This is a genomic window from Cupriavidus pauculus, from assembly GCF_003854935.1.
Taxonomy (GTDB): domain Bacteria; phylum Pseudomonadota; class Gammaproteobacteria; order Burkholderiales; family Burkholderiaceae; genus Cupriavidus; species Cupriavidus pauculus_C.
This window is the reverse complement of sequence record NZ_CP033970.1, coordinates 218099-240435: the sequence shown is the minus strand read 5'-3', so window position 1 is coordinate 240435 and position 22337 is coordinate 218099. Positions and strand designations below refer to the sequence as shown.

The 22337-nt window shown below is 69.4% G+C and carries 14 protein-coding genes; 10 read left to right on the top strand and 4 right to left on the bottom strand.

Annotation, left to right across the window (positions count from 1 at the left end):
• Positions 1-80 precede the first annotated feature (80 nt).
• Positions 81-929 carry a presqualene diphosphate synthase HpnD gene (gene hpnD, locus EHF44_RS19255; protein ID WP_124685344.1) on the bottom strand — a complete coding sequence of 283 codons (849 nt, stop codon included), beginning with the start codon at positions 927-929 and terminating at the stop codon, positions 81-83.
• 39 nt (positions 930-968) lie between these two features.
• Here hpnD and EHF44_RS19250 point away from each other — a divergent pair, with 39 nt between their 5' ends.
• Positions 969-1214: a hypothetical protein gene (locus EHF44_RS19250; RefSeq protein WP_124685343.1), complete on the top strand. Its 246-nt coding sequence runs from the start codon at positions 969-971 to the stop codon at positions 1212-1214.
• A 118-nt stretch (positions 1215-1332) separates the two neighbouring features.
• On the opposite strand, the gene EHF44_RS19245 is transcribed toward EHF44_RS19250, so the two are convergent.
• Positions 1333-1536, bottom strand: coding sequence for a cold-shock protein (locus EHF44_RS19245; protein ID WP_008650922.1), 204 nt, complete (start codon positions 1534-1536; stop codon positions 1333-1335).
• Positions 1537-2463: 927 nt separating this feature from the next.
• Between EHF44_RS19245 and EHF44_RS19240 the strand changes: the two genes are divergently transcribed.
• From EHF44_RS19240 to EHF44_RS19200, 9 genes are all read left to right on the top strand, one after another.
• The gene (locus tag EHF44_RS19240) at positions 2464-5343 is read left to right on the top strand and encodes a bifunctional glycoside hydrolase 114/ polysaccharide deacetylase family protein (protein WP_124685342.1); all 2880 of its coding nucleotides are present in this window, start codon (positions 2464-2466) and stop codon (positions 5341-5343) included.
• Positions 5306-9469 (top strand): tetratricopeptide repeat protein, encoded by a 4164-nt coding sequence (locus EHF44_RS19235; protein ID WP_124685341.1) that lies wholly within the window; start codon positions 5306-5308, stop codon positions 9467-9469. The genes EHF44_RS19240 and EHF44_RS19235 overlap by 38 nt, the downstream gene beginning before the upstream one ends.
• A 29-nt stretch (positions 9470-9498) precedes the next feature.
• Positions 9499-10047, top strand: a complete 549-nt coding sequence (locus tag EHF44_RS19230; protein WP_124686675.1) for a penicillin-binding protein activator LpoB — start codon at positions 9499-9501, stop codon at positions 10045-10047.
• Positions 10048-10060: 13 nt separating this feature from the next.
• Complete coding sequence (locus EHF44_RS19225) at positions 10061-11569, top strand: PelD GGDEF domain-containing protein (RefSeq protein WP_124685340.1); 1509 nt, start codon at positions 10061-10063, stop codon at positions 11567-11569.
• A 3-nt stretch (positions 11570-11572) separates the two neighbouring features.
• Positions 11573-12559: a tetratricopeptide repeat protein gene (locus tag EHF44_RS19220; RefSeq protein WP_124685339.1), complete on the top strand. Its 987-nt coding sequence runs from the start codon at positions 11573-11575 to the stop codon at positions 12557-12559.
• The gene (pelF, locus tag EHF44_RS19215; protein WP_124685338.1) at positions 12556-14142 is read left to right on the top strand and encodes a GT4 family glycosyltransferase PelF; all 1587 of its coding nucleotides are present in this window, start codon (positions 12556-12558) and stop codon (positions 14140-14142) included. Before EHF44_RS19220 ends, pelF begins: the two co-directional genes overlap by 4 nt.
• 1 nt (position 14143) lies before the next feature.
• The gene (gene pelG / locus EHF44_RS19210) at positions 14144-15514 is read left to right on the top strand and encodes an exopolysaccharide Pel transporter PelG (protein ID WP_124685337.1); all 1371 of its coding nucleotides are present in this window, start codon (positions 14144-14146) and stop codon (positions 15512-15514) included.
• Positions 15515-15746: 232 nt separating this feature from the next.
• Positions 15747-16466, top strand: a complete 720-nt coding sequence (locus tag EHF44_RS19205) for a response regulator transcription factor (RefSeq protein WP_124685336.1) — start codon at positions 15747-15749, stop codon at positions 16464-16466.
• A gap of 33 nt (positions 16467-16499) precedes the next feature.
• Complete coding sequence (locus EHF44_RS19200) at positions 16500-18215, top strand: sensor histidine kinase (RefSeq protein WP_124685335.1); 1716 nt, start codon at positions 16500-16502, stop codon at positions 18213-18215.
• Positions 18216-18542: 327 nt separating this feature from the next.
• Here the strand turns inward: EHF44_RS19200 and EHF44_RS19195 are convergent, their stop codons facing one another.
• Both EHF44_RS19195 and EHF44_RS19190 read right to left on the bottom strand, forming a co-directional pair.
• Positions 18543-19400 (bottom strand): MlaA family lipoprotein, encoded by an 858-nt coding sequence (locus tag EHF44_RS19195; RefSeq protein ID WP_124685334.1) that lies wholly within the window; start codon positions 19398-19400, stop codon positions 18543-18545.
• Positions 19401-19499: 99 nt separating this feature from the next.
• Positions 19500-22226: an MMPL family transporter gene (locus EHF44_RS19190; protein ID WP_124685333.1), complete on the bottom strand. Its 2727-nt coding sequence runs from the start codon at positions 22224-22226 to the stop codon at positions 19500-19502.
• Positions 22227-22337: the final 111 nt, after the last annotated feature.

Sequence of the window (22337 nt, the reverse complement as noted above, 5' to 3'; positions counted from 1 at the left end):
GCCTGGTTCATCGATTCGGGGGCACTTCTCTCTTGGCCACGGCGCGGCCGGGGCCACGCGCATCGGCATCCAAACAACGTTCAGGCAATGGCATGCCGCAGCACGATCCAGGCAAGCCGGGCCTTGGGCACGCGCACCCGCGTACGCGGCGCGCGCCAGCCACGGGCCAGCAGGCGGGTCAGGATCTCGTGATAGACCTCGTACATGATGCGCGGCGAGCGCACCACGCGCGACGGGCAGCGCGCCATGACGGCGGCGGCGGCGTCGTAGTGCGCCTGCGCGTCGCGGGCCACGCCCCGGCAGACCGTGTCGATGGCCGGGTGGGCGATGATCTGGTGCGGCGTGCCCGGCGGAATGCCGGCGGCGGCCAGTGATTCGGCGGGCAGGTAGAGCCGGCCGATGTCGGCGTCCTCGTCCAGGTCGCGCAGGATGTTCGTCAGTTGCAGCGCGCGGCCCAGGTGGTGGGCCAGCTCGATGCCGGGCGCCTCGTCCAGGCCGAACACGCGCACGGCCAGGCGGCCGACGGCGCTGGCCACGCGGTCGCAGTACAGGTCTAGCGTGGCGGCGTCGGGCGCGACGATCGTCGCCACGACGTCCATGATCATGCCGTCGATGACGGCCTCGAAATCCTGCTGCTGAAGGTGGAACGTGCGGATCTGCGCGTCGAGCGCGTGCAGTGCGGCGGGCGCGTTGCCGGCGTAGCAGGCAGCAATGTCGCGGCGCCAGTCTTCCAGCGCGGCCAGGCGGTCGGCGTGCTGGGTATCGCCGTCGGCAATGTCGTCCACGGCGCGGCAGAACGCATAGATCTCGAACATGGCCTGCCGCTGCGACGGCGGCAGGATGCGCATGGCGGTGTGGAACGAGCTTCCGGAAGACACGGCGGGTCCGGCGGGCGGGGCGCCGGGCGTTGCAATTTCAGTACCGGCCACAGGTTTCCTCGGCACGCTTTCGATGTCCAGACGGCTGTGATGGCAGGCAGCCTGGCTTCTGGGTTTTTAGAGTCGGGCGATTATAGCAACTTCACCGATCCGGCGAATTTGTGGCGCATGGCGCACTTCAAGCGCAGCGTGGGCCACGCTGGCAGGGATGCCGAGGTTCGCCCGCGCGGGGACATCGGCAACCAGAATCGGGTGGGCGACGGCGGCCGTGCCAAATCCATCGTCCATATAAGAAAACCGGCAAACGAAATGCCGGCGCAGCATGAGTTTCACTGATTAATCGACCGGCCGGTCAAAACGTCAGCAATGCCATACATTATCGGGCGCATAAAAGCAGAAAGCCCCGCCGAAGCGGGGCTTCCCAGGCCTGAAAACCGGCCCGGCGTATCCGGGCTCAGATGGCCTGGATCTTCGTGGCCTGTTCGCCCTTCTGGCCCATGGCCTTCACGTAGCGGACCTTCTGGCCTTCCTTCAGCGACTTGAAGCCATTGCCTTCAATCGCCGAGAAATGCGCGAACAGGTCGTTGCCGCCTGCGTCCGGGGTGATGAAGCCGAAGCCCTTGGCGTCGTTGAACCACTTAACGGTACCGGTTTCCATATTTCTATCCAACCTTGAATTTCAGATGAGCGTGATTGCCCGACCAAGCATGGTGCCCACTACGAACCGGAGCATTAACGCTACAGCCGGTGCACATGCGAGCAGCCATTCTGACGGTTTTTTTTCGCGTGTCAATCAGCCTTAGCCCCTAACGGTATTTCGGCATGCGAACAGCAGATATTAGAGATTTCTAGATCATTTCAGCGTTTGTCCGACATCAGGCGGAATGGATTGGATGGTATGACACGTATTCCGGTATCTGTGGTATCGGCAGTGCGTACCGCCACGCGGGGTTTCCCCAGTGCCTTGCCACAAATCGGTCCGGTCGAGCCTACTCCATATGGACTATGGCTACCGATGGATGATGCCGGGACAATGCGCGTCAAAACCAGAACCGGTTGCCGCCCTCCATGGGCGAGCGCGCCGGGACGGCGTGGCAGCTGGCGCGCCAGACGAATGGAACGGGGAATCGGGATGTCGATGCATTCTTAGCCAGAAACCATGGCACAACGGGCCGGCGGGCCCGCCACCGGCATGTGCCGGGCATTTTCCGCCGTATTTTGCTGCGAGACCGAAGCCATTGCCGCGCCAAAGCCCGGCAGGGTGACATGCGTCCGTGTCCGGCATATGTCACCGGTCTTTCGGCACAATTTTTGACAATCTCCGTCGTACGAATGGCCTAGCATCCGACCTGCCGTGAATTAGTAAAAACGCTAGTTCGATACGGCGGCGACGGCATAATGCGGGGCGCGGGCCAACGGGCGAAGATCCGTCCGGTACGCGCAGCGCCAGCCGCGCGGGCCATACCAACACGAAAAAAAGCGGACAACAGCAGTGAAGCACTTGCAGCGTTCTATCCGGGGGCTTTTCCAGAAGGTTGGCAACCATGGGTCACGGCGTGCGGCAGCGCGCGTCTGCCGCCATGCGATGCTGGCCGTCGCGGTCATGGCGTCGCTGGGCGCGACATTGCTCGGCGCGCTGACGCCGTCGGGCGATGCCCAGGCGCAGCCCGCTCCCCAGGCCCCCGCCGCCCCGAATGTGGCCTTCCACTATGGCGCCAAGCCGCCCGTCGACCAGTTGCAGGCGTTCGACGTGGCCGTGGTCGAGCCCGACAGCGGCTTCGACCCGCGCCGGGCCAAGACCCCCAATACCGCGTGGTTTGCCTACGTCAGCCTGGGCGAAGTGCTGCCCAGCCGCGCCTACTTTGCCGATATCCCCAAGGCGTGGCTCACCGGCAGCAACGACGCCTGGAACGCCCGCGTGGTGGACCAGGCCGCCGACGGCTGGCCCGCGTTCTATGTGGACCGCGTGATCAAGCCGCTGTGGGAGCGCGGCTATCGTGGCTTCTTCATGGACACGATGGATTCGTACCACCTGGTGGCCAAGACCGACGCCGAGCGCGCCCGTCAGGAAGCCGGCATGGTCCGCGTGATCCAGGCCATCAAGGCGCGCTACCCCGAGGCCCGGCTGCTGTTCAACCGCGGTTTCGAAATCCTGCCGCAGGTGCATGGGCTGGCCTACGGCGTGGTGTTCGAATCGCTGTTCCGGGGCTGGAACCAGGCGCAGGGCGCCTATACCGAGGTCAGCCAGCAGGACCGCGACTGGCTGCTGAACCAGGCCCGCATCATCCGCGACCAGTACAAGCTGCCGGTCATCTCGATCGACTACTGCCCGCCGGCGGACCAGCGCTGCCGGCGCGACACCGCGCGCCGCATCCGCGCGCTGGGCATCACGCCGTACGTGACGGACTCCGGCCTGCAGACCGTGGGCGTGGGCCAGATCGAGGTCATGCCGCGCCGCGTGCTGGTGCTGCAGGAAAGCCAGCCGGGCGTGTCGATCGACAACAGCGAGGGCGTGCGCTTTGTGTCGATGCCGCTGAACTACCTGGGCTACCGCGTCGACTTTGCCGAGACGCGCGACGCGCCGCCCGAAATCACGCCGGACCGCTACGCGGGCGTGGTGGTCTGGTCCAACGGCTACTTCACGCGCAACGCGGCCCGCTACCAGGCCTGGCTGGAAAAGCTGACGGCCCAGGGCGTGCCCGTGGTGTTCATGAACGGTTTTGGCATGCCGGCTAGCAGCCCGCTGCTGCGCGGCCTTGGGCTGACCCAGGCCAAGGGTCGCCTGACCGGGCCCGTGCAGATCGTGTCGAAGGACAGGATGATGGGCTTCGAGCAGCCCGTGGCGCCCGATGCCACCGACGCGGTGGCCGTGCAGGTGCAGGACGGCGCCGCCGGCACGCGCTCGCTGCTGCGCCTGCGCGCTGGCGCGGTGACCTACGACGCGGCGGCCATCACGCCGTGGGGCGGCTACGTGACGGGCCCGTACGCGGTTCGCCAGAACTACGCCATTCGCCAGAACTCGTCGAGCGACCAGGATCGCTGGATCGTGCAGCCGCTCGATTTCCTGCGCGAGGCGCTGCGTCTGCCGGCCATGCCCGTGCCCGACACCACCACCGAAAGCGGCCGGCGGCTGCTGACGATCCATATCGATGGCGACGGGTTTGCGTCGAAGGCCGAGATCCCGGGCGGCGGCTTCTCCGGCGAGGTGCTGTTCCGCGAAATCTTCGACCGCTACCGGCTGCCGATGACCATGTCGGTGATCGAGGGCGAGGTGGGCAAGACCGGCATGTACCCGAAGCTGACCGCCGAGCTGGAGCCCATCGCGCGCAAGATCTTTGCCCAGCCGTATGTCGAGGTGGCCAGCCACACCTATTCGCACCCGTTCGAATGGGGCCGCACCGTGACCGGGCAGGGCGGCGACGCCCGCGTGACCGAGGGCGACGAGGAATTCCACCTGGCCATTCCCGGCTACAAGATGGACCTGAACCGCGAGATCGGCGGTTCGATCGACTACATCAACAAGGTGCTGTCGCCGAACAAGCCGGTGAAGATGCTGCTGTGGCCCGGCGACTGCCAGGCGCCGCCCGAGGCGATCAAGCTGGCCGATGCCGCCGGCGTGCTGAACATGAACGGCGGCGACACGCTGATCACGCGCAGCAACCCCACGTGGACGGCCATCGCGCCGCTGGGCATCCACAAGGCCGACAACACGTTCCAGGTGTTCGCCACCAACCAGAACGAGAACGTCTACACGAACCTGTGGCGCGGCCCGTACTACGGCTTTGAGCGCGTAATTGAAACCTTCGAGATGACCGAGAAGCCGTATCGCTTCAAGGCCGTGAACATCTACTACCACAGCTACGCGGGCACCAAGGCGGCGTCGCTGAAGGCGCTGCGCAAGGTGTACGACTACGTGCTGACGCAGAACCTGCTGCCGATGCATTCCACCGACTACGTGCTCAAGGTGCTGGACTGGCAGGGCATGGCCGTGGCGCGCGAGCTGGGCGATGGCGCCGACGGCGCGCCGGCCAGCGGCGCCTGGGTGGTGCGCGGCGACGGCAACCTGCGCAACCTGCGCTGGACCGGCGCCGGCGTGCCCGACGTGGCCACGGCGCAGGGCGTGACAGGCTCGTCGCCGGCACCGGGCGGCGGCGTCTACGTCCACCTGGACGGCGGCAACGCGCGCTTCCGCTTCGTGCCGGCCGCCACGCGCGCCGTGCCGGAACTGCCCGAGGCCAACGGCCTGGTGCGCGACTGGCGCCGCGACGGCGCCACCACCCGCTTTGCCTTTTCCGGCTACTACAAGCCGTTCTTCCGGCTTGCCAACGCCGGCCAGTGCAGCGTGACCATCGACGGCAAGCCGGCCCGCGGCGTGCGCGAGAACGATACGCTGCGTTTCGATACCCCTGCGGTGAATGATCCGATCCATGTCCAGCAACAAGTCGAAGTCCGCTGCGGCGCCTGAGCGCGAGCGGCTGTTGCCGCCGGCGCTGGTTCTGACCTTTACCGCGATGGTGGGGGTGGGCCTGGCGCTGATGTTCCCGCGCGAGACGCTGCGCGAGCGCCTGCTTGGCCAGGGCCGTACGGTCGATGGCCTGACCGTGGCCTACCTGGAGGCGTGGTCGCGCGTGGCGCCGGACGACACCAGCTTCATGAGCGTGCTGGCGGAGCAATACGCGCGCAGCGGCCGCCTTGATGACGCCGAGAAGATGCTGGAGCGAATGATGGCGGTGCACGGCCAGGACCTGACCGGCCATATCCTGCGCACCCGCATCGAGATCACGCAGCAGCGCGCCTATGCGGCCCAGCCCGAATCGCCCGAACGCGCCGAGCGCCTGGCGCTGATGAAGGACCTGATGCGCCAGGCCACGGCCGCCGACACCATGCGCCGCTGGACGCTGGCCGACCTGCAGACGCTGGCCACGCAGGCCCGCCAGATCGGCGATGCGGACGCGGCCAACGTGCTGTTCCGCGCGCTGGGCCAGCGCGACCCGGCCAACGCCGACTTCTACAACCGCCAGCTTGCCAGCATCGCGCTGGCGGGCGGCAACTATCGGGACTCCGCACAGGCGCTGTTCGACGCCCAGGCGCGCTCGAAGAACCTGTACGAGCAGCGCACGCTGTTCCTGCAGGCGTTGCAGACGCTCCAGTCGGGCAACCTGCTCGACGAGGCACTGGCGGAAGCCGAGCGCCGTGGCGGCAAGCTGCTCGACGATCCGGACGTGCTGCGCTTCCTGACCCGGCTGGCGCTGGCCGCCAACAAGCCGGACGTGGCGGCGAAGTACGTGGAACGGCTGCTCAAGCTGTCCGCCAGCCGGCCATCGGATGCCGCGCGGATCGCGCTGGCCGAACTGCGCCGCGACGAGGCGCGTGCCGGCGTGCGCCGTGTGTCCGACAGCGAACCGTGGCTGGCCCGCCAGTACGTGTACCTGGATGGCCCGCAAGGCAGCGCGCTGCGCACCCGCATGGACCAGTTCGGCGTGCGCCGCGTGCATGCCGAACAGCCCGCCGTGCTGGCCCAGGCCACGCCGCGTCCCGGCCCGGGCAACCCGACGCAGGCCGAGGCGCAGGCCGCGGCCAAGGAAGACGTGGCCGCTGCCGTGGCGGCCGGCAAGTCCTTCAACGCCGACGACCACGACCTGGCCTACCGCGTGTTCCTGGCGGCCGGAAAGCTCGACCAGGCCCAGAGCGTGGCGCAGACCGCCGTGCGCAAGCTGCCGAACGAGCCGGTCTGGCGCGAACGGCTGGCACAGGTGGCCGAATGGAACCGCCAGCCGACGGTGGCGCTGCAAAGCTGGCTCGAATACGCGCAGGCCACCAACGACGCCCGCGCATGGAACAACGTGCTGCGGCTGGCGCCGGGGCTCAACGACGACCGCGCCTACCTGGCCGCGCTGCGCCATCGTGCCGGCGGCGGTGACCTGAAGGTCATCGACGAGGTCGTGGCGGCCTACGAGCGGCTGGGCGAGCCCGAGGCAGGCATGGCCTTCCTGGACTCGCTCGCCAACGGCCCGAACGGCCGCCAGGTGATGGAGCGCAATGCCGAACTGGCCGAGCGCGCGGGCAAGGACGACCGCGCCTTCGCGCTGTACGGCCAGCTGCAGAAGCGCTTTGGCGCGCGGCCCCGCTACGCGGTCAAGCGCGCCAACATCCTGTTCGTGCGCGGCCGCCTGGACGAGGCCATGGACGCGCTGCTGCCGGCGCGCAACCAGGCCGGCCCGCAGGACCTGCTGTACTGGCGCTCGTTTACCGAGCTGGCCCGCCTGACCCAGCGCGAGGACCTGCTCAAGGAAGGCTATCGCCAGATGATGTTCGCGATGGCCGCCAAGCATGACGACCACTGCATGCAGTTGCCGCCGGGCGCGGCCCGCAACGACTGCATTGCCGAAGTGCGCGACACCGAGGAAGCCGACTTCGCGAACATGGTGCAGTACTACGACCGTTCGCCGATCGACGCGGGCCGCATTGCCGAGGCGGGCTGGCGCAAGGGTGGCAAGCTGGAGGACTTCCAGCTTGCGATGTACTACTACACGCGCGCCCACGCCTACCGCCGCATCGAGGGCCTGCTGGCGGAGCTGACGCCCGCGCAGCTGCGCGAAGCCGAATCGTCGGCGCTGTTCCTGATGCGGCGTGCCGAATACTGGCGCCTGACCGGCAACCGCGACCGCGCGATGGCCGACCTGCGGCGCGCGGCCGGCCAGCCCGACGCCGACAGCGAGACCTTTGGCGCGCTGCTGTGGGCACTGGTCGACAACGGCACCGACAGCGAGGTGCGCGCGGTGATGCAGCGGCTGAAGCCCAGCGCCGAGCAGGACCCGAACCTGTGGGGCGCCTACGCCGCCGGCGCCATGCGCTTCCAGGATGGCCGCACCGCGCTGCACTACCTGACCAAGATGCAGCAGGGCAAGCATCCCGATCCGCTGTGGCTGGGCCTGACGGCCGACGCCTACGAGGCCATCGGCCAGACGTCCACCGCGTGGCGCATCCGCCGGCAGGCGTGGAACGAGCTCCACCACGCCTGGGGCCCGGGCGGCCCGAACTGGGCCGGCGCGGCCGAGCGCGAGGACGAGGACGACGGCCAGGACGGCCCGCCGCGCGCAGACCTGCGCCGCCAGCGGGTGGCGCTGGGCCAGATCTTCGCGTCGGGCGATGTTTCGCGCAGCCTGGTGATCGAGATGCTGCGCCGCGACGGTGCCGAAGTGGCGGCGCGCCGCCAGGCGCCGGGCGACGCGAAGTCGCCGTCGCAACTGGGCGACGTGCCGGGGCTGCCGCCGCTGGACGTGGCGCCGCCGGCCGAGGTGGCACAGGCGCAGGGCCGCCGCCAGGAGCAGATTTCGGCGGCCAGCCGCGAGGTGGCGCTGGCCTGGGCAATGTCGTCGGAATCGAACGAACTGGCGCGCGCGTGGCTGGCCCGCCAGTACGCGAGCCGGTTGCAACGCCCGGCCTATGCCGAGATCGCGATTGCGCTGGACCGCAACGACATGGACCAGCTCGACCGCATCCTGGAGCGCCAGGCCGGCCGCGTGCCCGTGACGAGCCAGATCGAGGCCAACCGCCAGCTCGACCGCCTGTCGGCCGCGCAGACGCAGGCGTTCGAGACGCAGGAGCTGGCCCGCACCGACGACACGCTGCAGCAGACGCTGGAAGACGCGCTGCTGTTCAACGCGCAGGCCATCGAGCCGCGCGCGTCGTTCCAGCGCCAGAAGCCGCTGGAGTTCTACGAGTACAGCCTGGCCGGCGGCGCGCGGCTGTGGGACGGCTTTGCGCTGAACCTGCGCGGCGTGTTCCGCGACCAGCGCTCGGCCGACCGCACGCAGATCGACAACGTGCCCGCGTCGGACCGCCGCGCCGAACTGGCGCTGACCTACCGCGACAGCCAGAAGAACTGGCTGCTCGGCGTGGGCCGGCGCGACGGCCTGCAGAGCTTCACCACGGCCCGCCTGACCGGCAACTGGAACCAGGATGGCCGCGTGCAGTACACCGGCACGCTGGGCTACAACCAGCCGGCCGACGAGTCGTCGCAACTGCGCGTGGGCGGCATGAAGGACGTGGCCGAACTGGGCGCGCAGTGGCGCCTGGGCCTGCGCGAGTTCGTGGGCGGGCGCGTGCAGTACAACCATTTCTACGGGCAGGACCGCACGGCGCTGGGCCACGGCATGGTGTTCGACGTCGAGGCCGGCTACCGCATCCGCACGCAGTATCCGGACTACACGGTGCGCGTGGTGGGCACGCGCGGCATCTACAGCACCAACGGCGGCACGCTGTCGCCCGCCATGCAGCGGCTGCTGCCGGCCGGCGACGACGAGGCGAGCCCGTCGTTCTACATGCCGCAGAGCTTCACGCAGGCCGGCGTGCTGTTCGGCTTCGGCACGGACCTGATCGACGACTACACGCGCAAGTGGCGGCCGTTCCTGGAGGCCGGCGCGCTGTACGACACGCGCGCCGGGCACAACTTCCGGGGGCAGGTTGGCGTGGCCGGGTCGGTGTTCGGCAACGACCACCTTTCGCTGTATGTCTCGCACGACACCGCGGCCCGTACCACGGGCACGCCGTTGACCGAAGTCGGCCTGCGCTACCGCTGGCTCTATTGATTGTTTCCAGATAACGAGGGGAATCTATGATGAACAGGACCAATACCCGCATGGGCCGGCTGATGGCCTGGTGCGCCGCCACCGGTGCGGCACTGTGGCTGGCCGGCTGCGCCGTGACCGACGTGGGCCGCGCGCCGCAGATGGCCGCCGGCGACACCGTGGCCGTGCTGCCGATCGTCAACTACACCGAGACGCCGCAGGCTGGCCTGCGCGCCGAAGCCATCGCCGAATCGCTGCTGAAGACCGGCGGCGTGGCGAACCTGAAGCGCTACCCGGCGTCGCTGAACCCGGAAACGCTGTTCGAGCCGGCCGAGCGCGAGTCGGTGGGCAAGGCGCTGGAATGGGCGCGCGGCGAGCGCGCACGCTACGCGCTGACCGGCGCCGTGCAGGAATGGCGCTACAAGGTGGGCGTGGACGGCGAGCCGGCCGTGGGCATCTCGCTGCAACTGATCGACGTGGCCTCGGGCCAGGTGGTGTGGTCGGCCACGGGCAGCAATGCGGGCTGGAGCCGCGAGTCGCTGTCGGGCGTGGCCCAGAAGCTGCTGCGCCGCCTGCTGGCCCCGCTGATGCAGGGCTGATGCAACGGCCCGGATGGAATCGAGTGGAAAACAAGGACGGGTGACAAGCGTGGCACACACCGCGGAAAAAACGCGCCAGACGGCTCGCAAGGGGCAGGGCATCAGCCTGGGCGGGCGCTATGCGCGCTGGCTGGCCCCCGCGGGAGGCGGGGCGGTGGCCGTGCTGGAAATGATCGTCGTGATGGTGGCGGCGATGGCCATCGCCTGGGTGGTCCTGCCGCAGAACCCGCTGCTGCTGGGGCTGGGCTTTCCGTGGGCATGGCTGCTGCCGGTGATCCTGGCGCTGCGCTACGGCACGCTGCTGGGCGTGGGCGCCGTGCTGATGCTGCTGGGCGGCTGGTTCTTCTTTGACGGCATGGGCGCGCACCACGAGGCGTTTCCGCGCATGTTCTTCCTGGGTGGCCTGCTGCTGGTGCTGGTGGCCGGGCAGTTCGGCGACGTCTGGAACACCCGCCTGGCGCGGGCCCGGGCCGTCAATCGCTACCTGGACGAGCGGCTGTCGGCGCTGACCAAGAACCACTACCTGCTGCGCATCTCGCACGCGCGGCTGGAAAACGACCTGCTGGCCCGCCCGACCACGCTGCGCGACACGCTGTCGCAGCTGCGTGCCGTGGCGCTGCAGGACGCCGGACGGGTTGCCCGCACCGAGCGGCTGGCCGGCGCGCAGCCGATGCTGCAGGTGGTGGCGCAGGCGTGCCAGGTGGAAGGCGCGGCGCTGTATGCCTGCCAGGGCGATACGGTGCTGCCCGATGCCGTGGCAGCCATCGGCCCGGGCTTCACGCTCGACGTGAACGACCCGCTGGTGCGCCACTGCATCGACACGCGCGAACTGGCGCACCTGCGCACCGCCGGCCTGCAGGACGACGCCGAGACGCGCTACGTGGCCGTGGCGCCGGTGCTGGCCGGGTCCGACCGCCTGATCGGCGTGCTGGTCGTCGAGCGCATGCCGTTCCTGTCGCTGACCTATGAAAACTTGCAGCTCCTGATGGTGCTGATGGGCTATTACGCCGACGGCGTGGAGCACGCCGAGGCCACGCACGGCATCCAGGAACTGGCACCGGCCATTCCGTACGCGTTCGCGCTGGACTACGCGCGGCTGTCGCGCCTGCGCCGAGAGACCGGCATCCAGAGTTCGGTGGTGGCGCTGGTGTTCGACCTGGACGAGGCGCGCGACGCGCTGTTCGAACAGGTGGTGCGCAGCCGCCGGGCGCTGGACGTGGCCTGGCCCGCGCGCGGCGCCCATCAGCGGGCAATGCTGACGCTGATGCCGCTGTCGGACAGCCAGGCCGTGTCGGCCTACCTGGTGCGGATCGAGGACATGCTGCGCGCCCAGTTCGGCAACGACTTCGCCACCGCGCACATCGGCGTGTACACGCTGCCGGTGCCGGCCGCCGGCGCCGAGGAAGCGCTGGTGCGGCTGCTGCATCGCTGCCATCTGGACGGCATCGCGCCGGACCAGGTGGCGGCGGCCACGCCCGGTGCCGGCCCCGCGCCGGCCGCCGGCCAGACGCAGGCGGGCTGACGCATGGGCAAGCTGACCATCGGCGGCACCGCCATCCAGATCGCGGCCCTGTACCTGCTGTTCCGGGGCGATACGGGCCTGCCGCTGCTGCTGTCGTTCCTGGGCCTGCAGGCCGTGGCCGCGGCGCTGCTGGGCCTGGCGCTGTGGCGCCTGCTGCCGCGCCGCTTCCGCACGCCGTTTGCGTGGAGCTACGCCTACCTGGCCGCGTTCTGCTTCTTCGTGCCGCTGGGCGGCGCGCTGGTGTGCCTGGGCAGCCTGCTGTTCTCGAAGCTGTTCCCGAAGCAGCGTGACAGTTCCGGCATTGCGTCGATCGCGCTGCCCGAGTTCGTCACGCACCTGATCCAGCGTGTCACGCACGGCGGCGGCGCCCGGCTGCGCGCGCAGCTTGGCAATACGCGCGCGCCGCTGCCGGAACGGATGACCGCGCTGGTGGCGATGCAGTCGATGCCCACGCGCACGGCCAGCCCGGTGCTGCGCGAGCTGCTGGCCGACAGCACCGACGACATCCGGCTGCTGGCCTACGGCATGCTCGATGGCGCCGAGAAGCAGCTGACGCAGAAGATCCTGGCCGAACTGCCGCGCCTGCAGGCGGCCGACACACCGCAGGCCCGGCTGGAAATCAACAAGCGGCTGGCGGACCTGTACTGGGAACTGATCTACCAGAACCTGGTGCAGGGCGACGTCTACCGCTACACGGCCAGCCAGGTGGAGCGCTACGCCAGCGCCGCGCTGGAGATCGACGACGGCAATGCCGCGCTGTGGTACATGCGCGGCCGGCTGGCGCTGTCGCGCAACGCGCCGGGCGAGGCCCGCGACTTCCTCGGCCGAGCCGAGGCGCTGGGCTTTGCCCGGGAGCGCGTGCTGCCGCTGCTGGCCGAGGCCGCCTACCTGGAACGCGACTATGCCGCGGTGCGCCGCCTGATGGCGGCTTTCGACAGTCCTTCGCCGCTCCCGCTGGTGCGGCCCCTGCTGCGGTACTGGCAATCATGAGCGAAATTCTGGTCAAGGGAACGTCTGCCGACGTCATGCTGCTGCTCGAAGGCACGTTCCCGTATGTAAGCGGGGGCGTGTCGAGCTGGGTCAACCAGATGATCCGCGCGTTTCCCGATATCCGCTTCGGCATCGTCTTCATCGGCAGCCGCCGCGAGGACTATGGCGACATGGCCTACCCGTTGCCCGACAACGTGGTGCACCTGGAAACCCATTTCCTGTACGACTTCCCGCCGCCGCCGCTGGTACACGGCACGGCCGGCGACGCGCGCGCGTTCGACAAGTCCGACGCGCTGCACGAACTGCTGCGCCAGCCGGGCCGCGAGGCCGAGGCCGGCGCGCTGATCCGCGAGCTGATGCCGCAACTGCGCGAGGGCGGGGCGCTGTCCGAGGACGCGTTCCTGTACAGCAAGCGCGCCTGGGACACCATCACGGACCAGTACCGCCAGTTCTGCACGGACCCGTCGTTCACCGACTACTTCTGGACCATCCGCATCATGCACAAGCCGCTGTGGCAGCTTGTGCGGATTGCCGACGGGCTGATCCCGGCCAGGGTCTACCACACGGTGTCCACCGGCTACGCGGGCTTTCTGGGCGCGATGCTGCGCCACCGCAACGGCCGGCCGCTGCTGGTGTCCGAGCACGGCATCTACACCAAGGAACGCAAGATCGACCTGTTCCAGAGCCAGTGGATCCGCGACAACCGGAACATCTTCGAGCGCGACATTTCCCAGATCAGCTACTTCCGCGAGCTGTGGGTGCGGTTCTTCGAGACGCTCGGCCGGGTCTGCTACGAGGCCGGCGACGAGATCACCGCGCTCTACGAGGGCAACCGGCGTCGCCAGGTGCTGGACGGCGCGCTGGCCGAGCGCACGCGCAATATCCCGAACGGCATCAACCTGCCGCGCCTGGCCGCCCTGCGCGACAGGCGCGCGCCCGGCGTGCCACCCGTGCTGTGCCTGATCGGCCGCGTGGTGCCGATCAAGGACATCAAGACCTTCATCCGCGCCATGCTGACCGTGGTGCGCGAGTACCCCGACGCCGAGGGCTGGATTGCCGGGCCGGAGGACGAGGACCCCGAGTACGCGCGCGAATGCCGCAGCCTGGCCGAGAGCCTGGGGCTGGGCGACAAGGTCAGGTTCCTGGGCTTCCAGAAGATCGACGACCTGCTGCCGAAGGTGGGCGTGCTGATCCTGAGCTCGATCTCCGAGGCGCTGCCGCTGGTGGTGCTGGAAGGCTTTGCAGCCGGCGTGCCGTGCGTGACGACGGACGTGGGCTCGTGCAGCGAGCTGGTCTACGGCCTGCCCGGCGAGGACGCCGCGCTGGGCGCGGCCGGCGACGTGGTGCGCATTGCCGATCCGGCCGCGCTGGCCACCGCCGCGCTGGGGCTGCTGCAGCATCCGCAGCGCTGGCAGGCGGCCCAGGCATCGGGCATCGCGCGGGTGGAGAAGTACTACACGCAGGAACAGATGGTGGGCAGCTACCGCACGCTCTATACGGACCTGATGGCGATGCCCGACGGCGCGCGCCGCGAGCGTGGCGCCAGCCCCGCGAAGTGCCCGGTGCACGGGGGAGGACGCTGACATGGCCGGCATTGGATTCGAACTTCGCAAGATGCTCCGGCGGGACAGCCTGTCGGGCATGCTCAGCGCCTACGCCTACGCGGGCGTCATCAGCTCGGGCCCGTGGGTGCTGTCGATCCTGGGCATCCTGCTGATCGGCATGATGTCGATCGGCTGGGTCGTGCCGGGGGCGCTGATCACGCAGTTCCAGGTGTCGGTCACGTACCTGATCGCGTGCAGCCTGATACTGACCGGGCCGATGCAGCTGTCGTTCACGCGCTTCACGTCCGACCGCCTGTTCGAGAAGCGCGCGGACATGGTGCTGTCGAACTACCACGCGGTGGCGCTGCTGTGCACCGGGCTGGCCGGCGCCATCGGCCTGGCCTGCGCGGTGTGGGCGTTCGACGACCAGTCGGTGCTGTACCGGCTGCTGATGATTGCCGGCTTCGTCATCATGAGCAACATCTGGATCGCAGCCATCTTCCTGTCGGGCATGAAGCAGTACAAGGCCATCGTCTGGACGTTCGCCGTGGGCTACACGATCACGGTGCTCACGGCGCTGGCGCTGCGCACGCACGGGCTGGAAGGGCTGCTGGGCGGCTTCGTGTTCGGCCAGCTTTGCCTGCTGGTGGGCATGATCACGCTGATCTACCGCAACTACACGAGCCACCGGTTCATGTCGTTCGAGGTCTTCCAGCGCCGCTACGCCTACCCGAGCCTGGTGGCCATCGGCCTGTTCTACAACCTGGGCATCTGGATCGACAAGTTCATGTTCTGGTACGCGCCGTCCACGGGCCAGCCCGTGATCGGGCCGCTGCATGCGTCGATCATCTACGACATCCCGGTGTTCCTGGCCTACCTGGCGATCATCCCGGGCATGGCCGTGTTCCTGGTGCGGATCGAGACCGACTTCGTCGAGTACTACGACGCGTTCTACAACGCGGTGCGCGGCGGCAGCTCGCTGGAGCACATCGAGGACATGCGCAACACGATGGTCCAGACCATCCGGCTGGGGCTGTACGAGATCGTCAAGGTGCAGGCCATCGCGTCGCTGCTGCTGTTCGTGGTGGGCGGCTGGCTGCTGCGGCTGCTGGGCATCTCCGAGCTGTATCTGCCGCTGCTGTACGTGGACGTGATCGGCGCCAGCCTGCAGGTGGTGCTGCTGGGCGTGCTGAACATCTACTTCTACCTGGACCGCCGGCGCGAGGTGCTGCTGCTGACGGGTACGTTCGTGGTGCTGAACTTCGCGCTGACCCGGCTGACGCTGTCGCTGGGGCCGGCCTGGTACGGCTACGGCTTCGCAGTGTCGCTGCTGATCGTGGTGGCGCTGGCGCTGTACCTGCTGGACCGCAAGCTCGACCGGCTGGAATACGAGACGTACATGCTGCAATAGGCCGGGCCGGCCATGTGCCGGTGCCGCCGCTCCGCCATGCGCCATCCGCGCATGGCGGCTCAGGTTTTCATTACGCCCGCAAGGCGCGCGCCGTCCAGGCGGCAGTCTGCGGCGCGCCTGCAACACCCGCATGGGTGGCCCCCCTCCAATGTAGCCTCGACGCGCCATGGCGCGTTTCGGTAACATGACGCCGCCGCGCCAGACACCGGCCGCAGTCACCAGAGGGAAGTAGATGAGAATTGCCTCAGTCGAGGACGATCCCGCACAGGCCGACCAGATCCGGCAACTGCTCGAAGAGGCGGGCTACCGCTGCACGAGCTTTGCCACGGGCGCCGCGTTCCTGCGCGCGCTGCGCGACCAGGCGTTCGACCTGGTGCTGATGGACTGGCAACTGCCCGATACCAGCGGCTACGAGCTGGTGAGCTGGGTGCGCCAGCACTCGGGCCGCCTGCCGCCCATCCTGTTCCTGACCAGCCGGATCGACGAGGCCGACATCGTCGCGGGCCTGAGCGTGGGCGCCGACGACTACCTGGCCAAGCCGCTGCGCCCGGCCGAGTTCATCGCCCGCGTGCGCGCGCTGCTGCGCCGGGCGTATCCGGAGGCCATGCACGACGACGAGCTGATCCGCCAGGGCCACTACGTGGTGGATGCCCGGCGCCGCACCGTCGCAGTGGACGGCCAACTGGCCGACCTGTCGCCGCGCGAGTTCGACCTGGCGCTGTTCCTGTTCCGCAATATCGGCCGGCTGATGTCGCGCGAGGTGATCGAGCAGGCCGTCTGGGGCCGGGCGATGGATGCCGGCTCGCGCACGCTCGACACCCACGTGTCGCGGCTGCGCATCAAGCTGGCGCTGCGGCCCGAGAACGGCGTGCGGCTCAGCTCGGTCTACTCGCACGGCTATCGGTTCGAGGCCGCCGGTGCCACCGATGCTACCGATGCCACCGATGCCTAGCCGCGGCGCCGCCGCCGGGAGCGCCGGGCGGTGATGGCCCGCCGCGCCCCCGCCGATCCGGCCGCCGTCGTCTTCCATCGCCGCACCCGCGTGGAATGGGTGCTGATGCTGGCCGCCGTCATCGTGCTGACCACGCTGGTGGTGCGCTTCAACGGCTTCGAGCGGGCCGACCTGGCCGTGCTGGACTTTGCCGTGGCCAACATGCCCGAGGCGCTGCGCGGCGGCCCGGGCATCGCGCGCGTGCCGATGCTGGTGCGCTGGCTGGCCACGCTGGTGCCCGTGACGCTGGCGGCGCTGGCCGTCTGGATGCTGACGCCGCGCGACGCGCTGGTGGCCGTGGCCGTGCTGGTGGCCGCGCTGGTCGGCGGCAGCATCATGCTCATGGGCAGCCTGCAGCTATGGTTCGCGCCGTCGGCGGCCGTGTTCGGCTGCCTGCTCGTCTATCCGATCTGGAGCTGGCGGCGCCAGGAGGCCGCGCTGCGGTTCCTGTCCGAGGAACTGGCGCGGCTGGTGCGCGAGCCGGGGCTGCCGGGCGTGCCGGCGCGCGTCGACCATTCGCTGGACGGCCGCATGCAGGCGGTGTACGACATGACGTCGCGGCTGCGCGACATGCGGCGCTTCCTGTCCGACGGCCTGGAGAGCCTGCCCGAGGCCACCGTGATCTGCGATCTCGACGGCGGCATCCTGGTGGCCAACCGCCGCGCCGTGGCGCTGGTGCCGGCCGTGCTGCGGGGCATCAACGACCTGCCGCAGCCGCCGTCGGCGGCGGGCATGGGCGGCGACGCCTACGCGGACATCTACGGCGGGCTGGGCCGTCCCGGCCTGCCGGACGTGATCGAGACACTGTTTCCCGTGCCCGGCCCGGGGCTGGCGTACTGGGATGCGCTGTGCGGCGCGCTGGACGCCGACGCGCCGGTCACGTCGTCATCCGATTCGCACGGCGTGGAGCTGGCCACCGAGGATGACCGCCGCTACCTGCTGCACGGCGCGCCGCTGCACGGCGAGACGGGCCGCCCGGCCGGCGTCATCGTCACGCTGGTCGACATCACGGCCGTGCGCCGCGCCGAGCGCCAGCGCGAGCAGACGCTGCACTTCCTGTCGCACGACATGCGTTCGCCCCAGGCGTCGATCCTGGCGCTGATTGACCTGCAATCGCGCCCGGAGCGGGCGCTGCCGCAGGCCGAGCTGCTGGGCCGCATCGGCGAGCACGCCCACCGCACGCTGGCGCTGGCCGACGATTTCATCCGGCTGGCCCAGGCCGAATCGCAAAGCCTGCCGTTCGCCGACGCGGACCTGACCGCGCTGGTGCTGGATGCCACGGACGAGATGTGGGCGCTGGCCAAGTCGCGCGGCATCGAACTGCGGCTGGACCTGGACGGCGACGGGGTGTCGCTGCGCGCCGTGCCGGCGCTGCTGGTGCGGGCCATCGCCAACCTGGTCAGCAACGCCATCAAGTTCAGCCCGGACGGCGCCCCGGTGACGGTGGGCCTGCGCAAGCTGGGCCCGTACATGGCCATCGAGGTGACCGACCAGGGCCCCGGCATCGCGCCGGAAGCCCAGGCACGCCTGTTCCGCCCGTTCAGCCGCGTCCACGCGCCATCGACCGACGCGCCGTCGGGCAGCGGGCTGGGACTCGTATTCGTGAAGACCGTGGCCGAGCGCCACGGCGGCCGCGTGATGCTGCGCAGCGCCCCGGGCGAGGGCGCAACGTTCTCGATCTGGCTGCCGCTCCGCTACCGCGCCGGCTGACCGCTGCCGACACAATTGTTGGCAATCCCCTGTGCAGAAATTGCCTACGATCTGTCGGACCACGGACACCGCATCCGTGGCCTTCCAGCCCACGTCGTGCCCCGGCGTGGGCGTTTTTTTGGGGGTGGTCGGCAAGCAGAGCCTCTAGGCCCTCTCCCCCAACCCCTCTCCCGCGATGCGGGAGAGGGGAGTCGGACGGTGGAATTGATTAGGCTGCGGCCCGAACCGGCTGCGGGGTTTTAGCTCCCCTCTCCCGCCTGCGGGAGAGGGGCTGGGGGAGAGGGCAAGCCGTTCAAACCGCGATACCCGCCCCTCAAGCCAGACCGCCTACTTGGCCATTCCCGGCGCCGGTGCCGGCGTTGCGGGGGTAGCCGGTGCCGGCGTGGCCGGGGCTTCGGCGGGTTTCTTGTCGTCCTTGTCGGCCGGGGGCGTGTCCTCGTCGTCCTCGTAGGACGGCAGGGCGTCGCCGCCGCCGCTGAGCAGGTACTGGCGGCGCTGCGTGTAGGCGTCGCGGACGAAGGCGTACTTGTCCAGCGCGGCCTGGGACAGCAGGTCGGTGGCGCCCAGCATGTTGGCGCGGGTGTTGATCAGGTTCACGCCGAACATCGAATAGCGCCAGGCGTCGTCGAAATAGTGCGCCGGGTCCAGGAAGATGCTGCCGGCCACGCCCACGCCGTCGCGGAACGAGCTGGGGCCGAACAGCGGCAGTACCAGGTACGGGCCGGACGGCACGCCCCAGGTGCCCAGCGTCAGGCCGAAGTCGGTGGAATGGCGCGGCATGCCGGCGGCCGTGGCCACGTCGATCAGGCCGCCGATGCCCAGCACCGTGTTGATGGCCACCCGCATCATCGTTTCCACGGCTTCCACGGGCTTGCCCTGGAGCACGTTGTTGGCGAAGTTGCCGACGTCCGAGAAGTTGTTGAAGAAGTTGGTCACCGCCAGCCGCGCCGGTTCCGGCGTCACGGCCTGGTAGCCCTTGGCCAGCGGCTGGGCCACGTAGGTGTCGGCCTTGTCGTTGACCGTGAAGATGGCCCGGTTCAGCGGTTCCAGCGGGTCGGCCGGGTTGGCGTTGGGGCCGGTGGCGCAGCCGGTGGCCAGCAGGGTCAGCGATGCCGCGCACAGCGCGGTGGCCAGCCGGGACGAAACGGGCGCCGCGGCGCGCAAGGACGTAAGGCGGGAGAGCATGGTGAGACGGTCTGTCTTTCTCGGTTCTTGTCATGGAGGACGGCCGCGCCCCGTGGCGCCGGGCGTGGCCGTCTGGCGTGCGTCGGCAGGCCGCCCGGACTAGCGCCGGGGTTTGCCGGATTCCGACCCTGCTGAATTATCGGCAGATTGTGCCATGGTCGTAGCCACCGTGAGTGGCGGCAGCGACGGGCCGAGTGGCTCGGGCCGGCCGGGCAGCTCGCGGCGCGGGCGGCCCATCAGGATCGGCTGGAAGAACACCGCGCCGGCCAGCGTGCACGCCAGGGACAGCGCCAGCAGCTTGCCCATGCTGGCCGTGCCGGGATGGTGCGACAGCCAGAGGCTGCCGAACGCCGTGGCCGTGGTGGCCGCGCTGTACAGCACCGCGTGGGTCAGGCTCGATTGCAGCAGCTTGGTCTTGCCGTGGCGCCACGCAATCACGTAGTAGATCTTGAACGCCACGCCGATGCCCAGCAGCAGCGGCAGCGCGATGATGTTGGCGAAGTTCAGCGAGATGCCGAACAGCACGCACAGTTCCAGCGTGATCAGGCCCGACACCAGCAGCGGGATCAGCGTCCGCAGCACGTCGCCGACACGCCGGAGCGTGATCCAGAGCAAGACGGTGATCGAGATGACGGCCCAGATGCCCGCGTGGATGAACGCGGTCATGATCGTGTCGGCCGAGCCCTTGATCGCGATCGGCCCGCCGGTGGCGTCCGGCTGCACGCGCGCCATCACGTCGATGAATCGGTCAAGCGTGGCCTGCCGGGCGGCTTCGTTCTTGGCGCCCGGGGGCGGCAGCCTGGGGCTGACGTTGACCAGCGCCTGGCCGTCCGGGGCCAGCCAGTCGCGCACCAGCTCGGGCGGCAGTGTCTGCTGGGTGATCGTCTGCGGCTGCAGCGCCCGTTGCAGCGACGCCAGCGCCAGCCGCAGCGGCAGCGCCACGGCCCGCTCGGCGCGGTCGCGCGTGGCGGGCGGGGCATCGGCCAGTTGCTTGAGAGACCGGGACAGGTGCTCGGCCGACGCGGCGCCCGGGCCGGGGTGGTCCAGCGCGGCCAGCGACAACTGGCGCGACGCGTTGCGCAGCGACGCCACCCGCAGCGCGTCGGTGGCCGGCGTGGCGGTCTGCTGGGTCAGCACCGGCATCAGGTTCTTCGCCATGCCAGCGATGATCGGCAGCTTGGCGGCCTGGTCGTCCGGGATGAACGTCTTCAGCGTGACCACGCGGGCCACCTCGGGCACGGCCTTGAGCCGGGCGGCCACGGCCTCGGCATCCTTCAGCGTCGGGGCCAGCACCTTGACGTCGTCGGTGCCGGCCTGCGGCGCGTCCTTGAGCGCCAGCAGCGTGGACATCGACTCGGAATGGGGGTCCTTCAGGTGCAGCGGGTCGAAGTCAAACCGCAGGTGCGGCAGCAGCGGGAAACCGCCGATCAGCACGGCCAGCACGCCGACCAGCGTGCCCTTGCGATGGCGCTCGAAGAACGCGTCGGCCGGGGCCAGCCAGCCGAAGCCAGGCATTTCCGCCTCGCCGCCCGGCGCCAGCACGCGGATCAGGGCCGGCAGCATCGTGAACGTGGTGGCGAAGGCGATGACCATGCCGACGCCGGCGATCTTGCCCAGCTCGGCCACGCCGCGGTAGTCGGTGGGCAGGAAGCAGAAGAACGCGGCGGCCGTGGCGGCGGCGGCCAGCGTGAGCGGGCCGGCCACGTCGCGGGCGGCCAGCGTCAGCGCGTCGTTCAGGTCGCCGTGGTCGTGGCGCTCGGCCCGGTAGCGCACGCCGAACTGGATGCCGAAGTCCACGCCCAGGCCCACGAACAGCACGGCAAAGGCCACCGAGATCATGTTCAGCGCGCCCACCATCATCAGGCCCAGCGCGGCGGTGATGATCAGGCCCGAGATCAGGCTGACCAGCACGGCGGTGATCAGGCGCGCGGATCGCAGCGCCATCCACAGGATGCCAATCACGACGACCAGCGTCAGCACGCCGTTGAGCACGGCGCCTTCGCTGACCGAGGCGAATTCGTCGTCGGCCAGCGGCTGCGGGCCGGTCAGGCGCACCACGGCTTCGTAGCGCTCGGCCAGCTTGAGCTGCGTGGCGGCGGCGCGGATTGCGTCGCTGGCGCCCGAGCCGGCCTTGAGGTCGCTGAAATCCAGCACCGGCGACAGCGTGACGAAGCTGAACGCGCGGCCGTCGGCATTCGGCTTCAGGCTGTCGTCGACGAGTCCGGCCCAGGATAGCGCCGCGGGCTTGTTGGCCAGCACGCCATCGACGGTCCGGGCGCTTTCGGCCAGCAGCTTGTCCATGTCGGACAGCTTGACCTGGCCCAACTGGAGCGGCAGGTTCAGCGTGGTGGTCAGCAAGTCCGACAGCCCGCGCAGCGTGGGGTCGTGGGCCAGGTTGTTGAGCAGCGGGCGCGCCTGGCCGAGCTTGTCGGCCATGTCGTGCACGCTGGCCGTATCGGCGAACAGCAGGCCGTTGCGCTCGAAGAACGGGCCCGAGCCGGGCTGCCCGACGGCCTTGAAGCGGTTTGGCTGCTGGCGCAGCGCGTCGGCCAGCTCGTTGGCGGCGGCGTCGGCCAGTTCCTTGGCCGGGGCCTGCACGACGGCCAGGATCATCTTGTCGCGCTGCGGAAAGGCGGCGCTGATCGCGGCATCGTTGGTCGCCCAGGGCGCGTCCGATTCTAGCAGCTTGCTGATATCGGTATTGATGGCGAAATTGCGTGCCGCATAGACGCCGCAGCCGACGGTGAGCAGCAGGGTGATGCCGATCACGAGCCAGGCGTGAACGGTGGCGAACTTGACGGTGCGAACCAGCAGCGGTCTGATCATGTGTCTGTGTATCTTCAACGCCCGCAAGCGGCGGGGGCGCGCGGGCGGCACCCGGAGTATAGCGGTTGGAGGCGGGTAACCCGCACGCGCGGGGCGGCCCGAATCCCATCG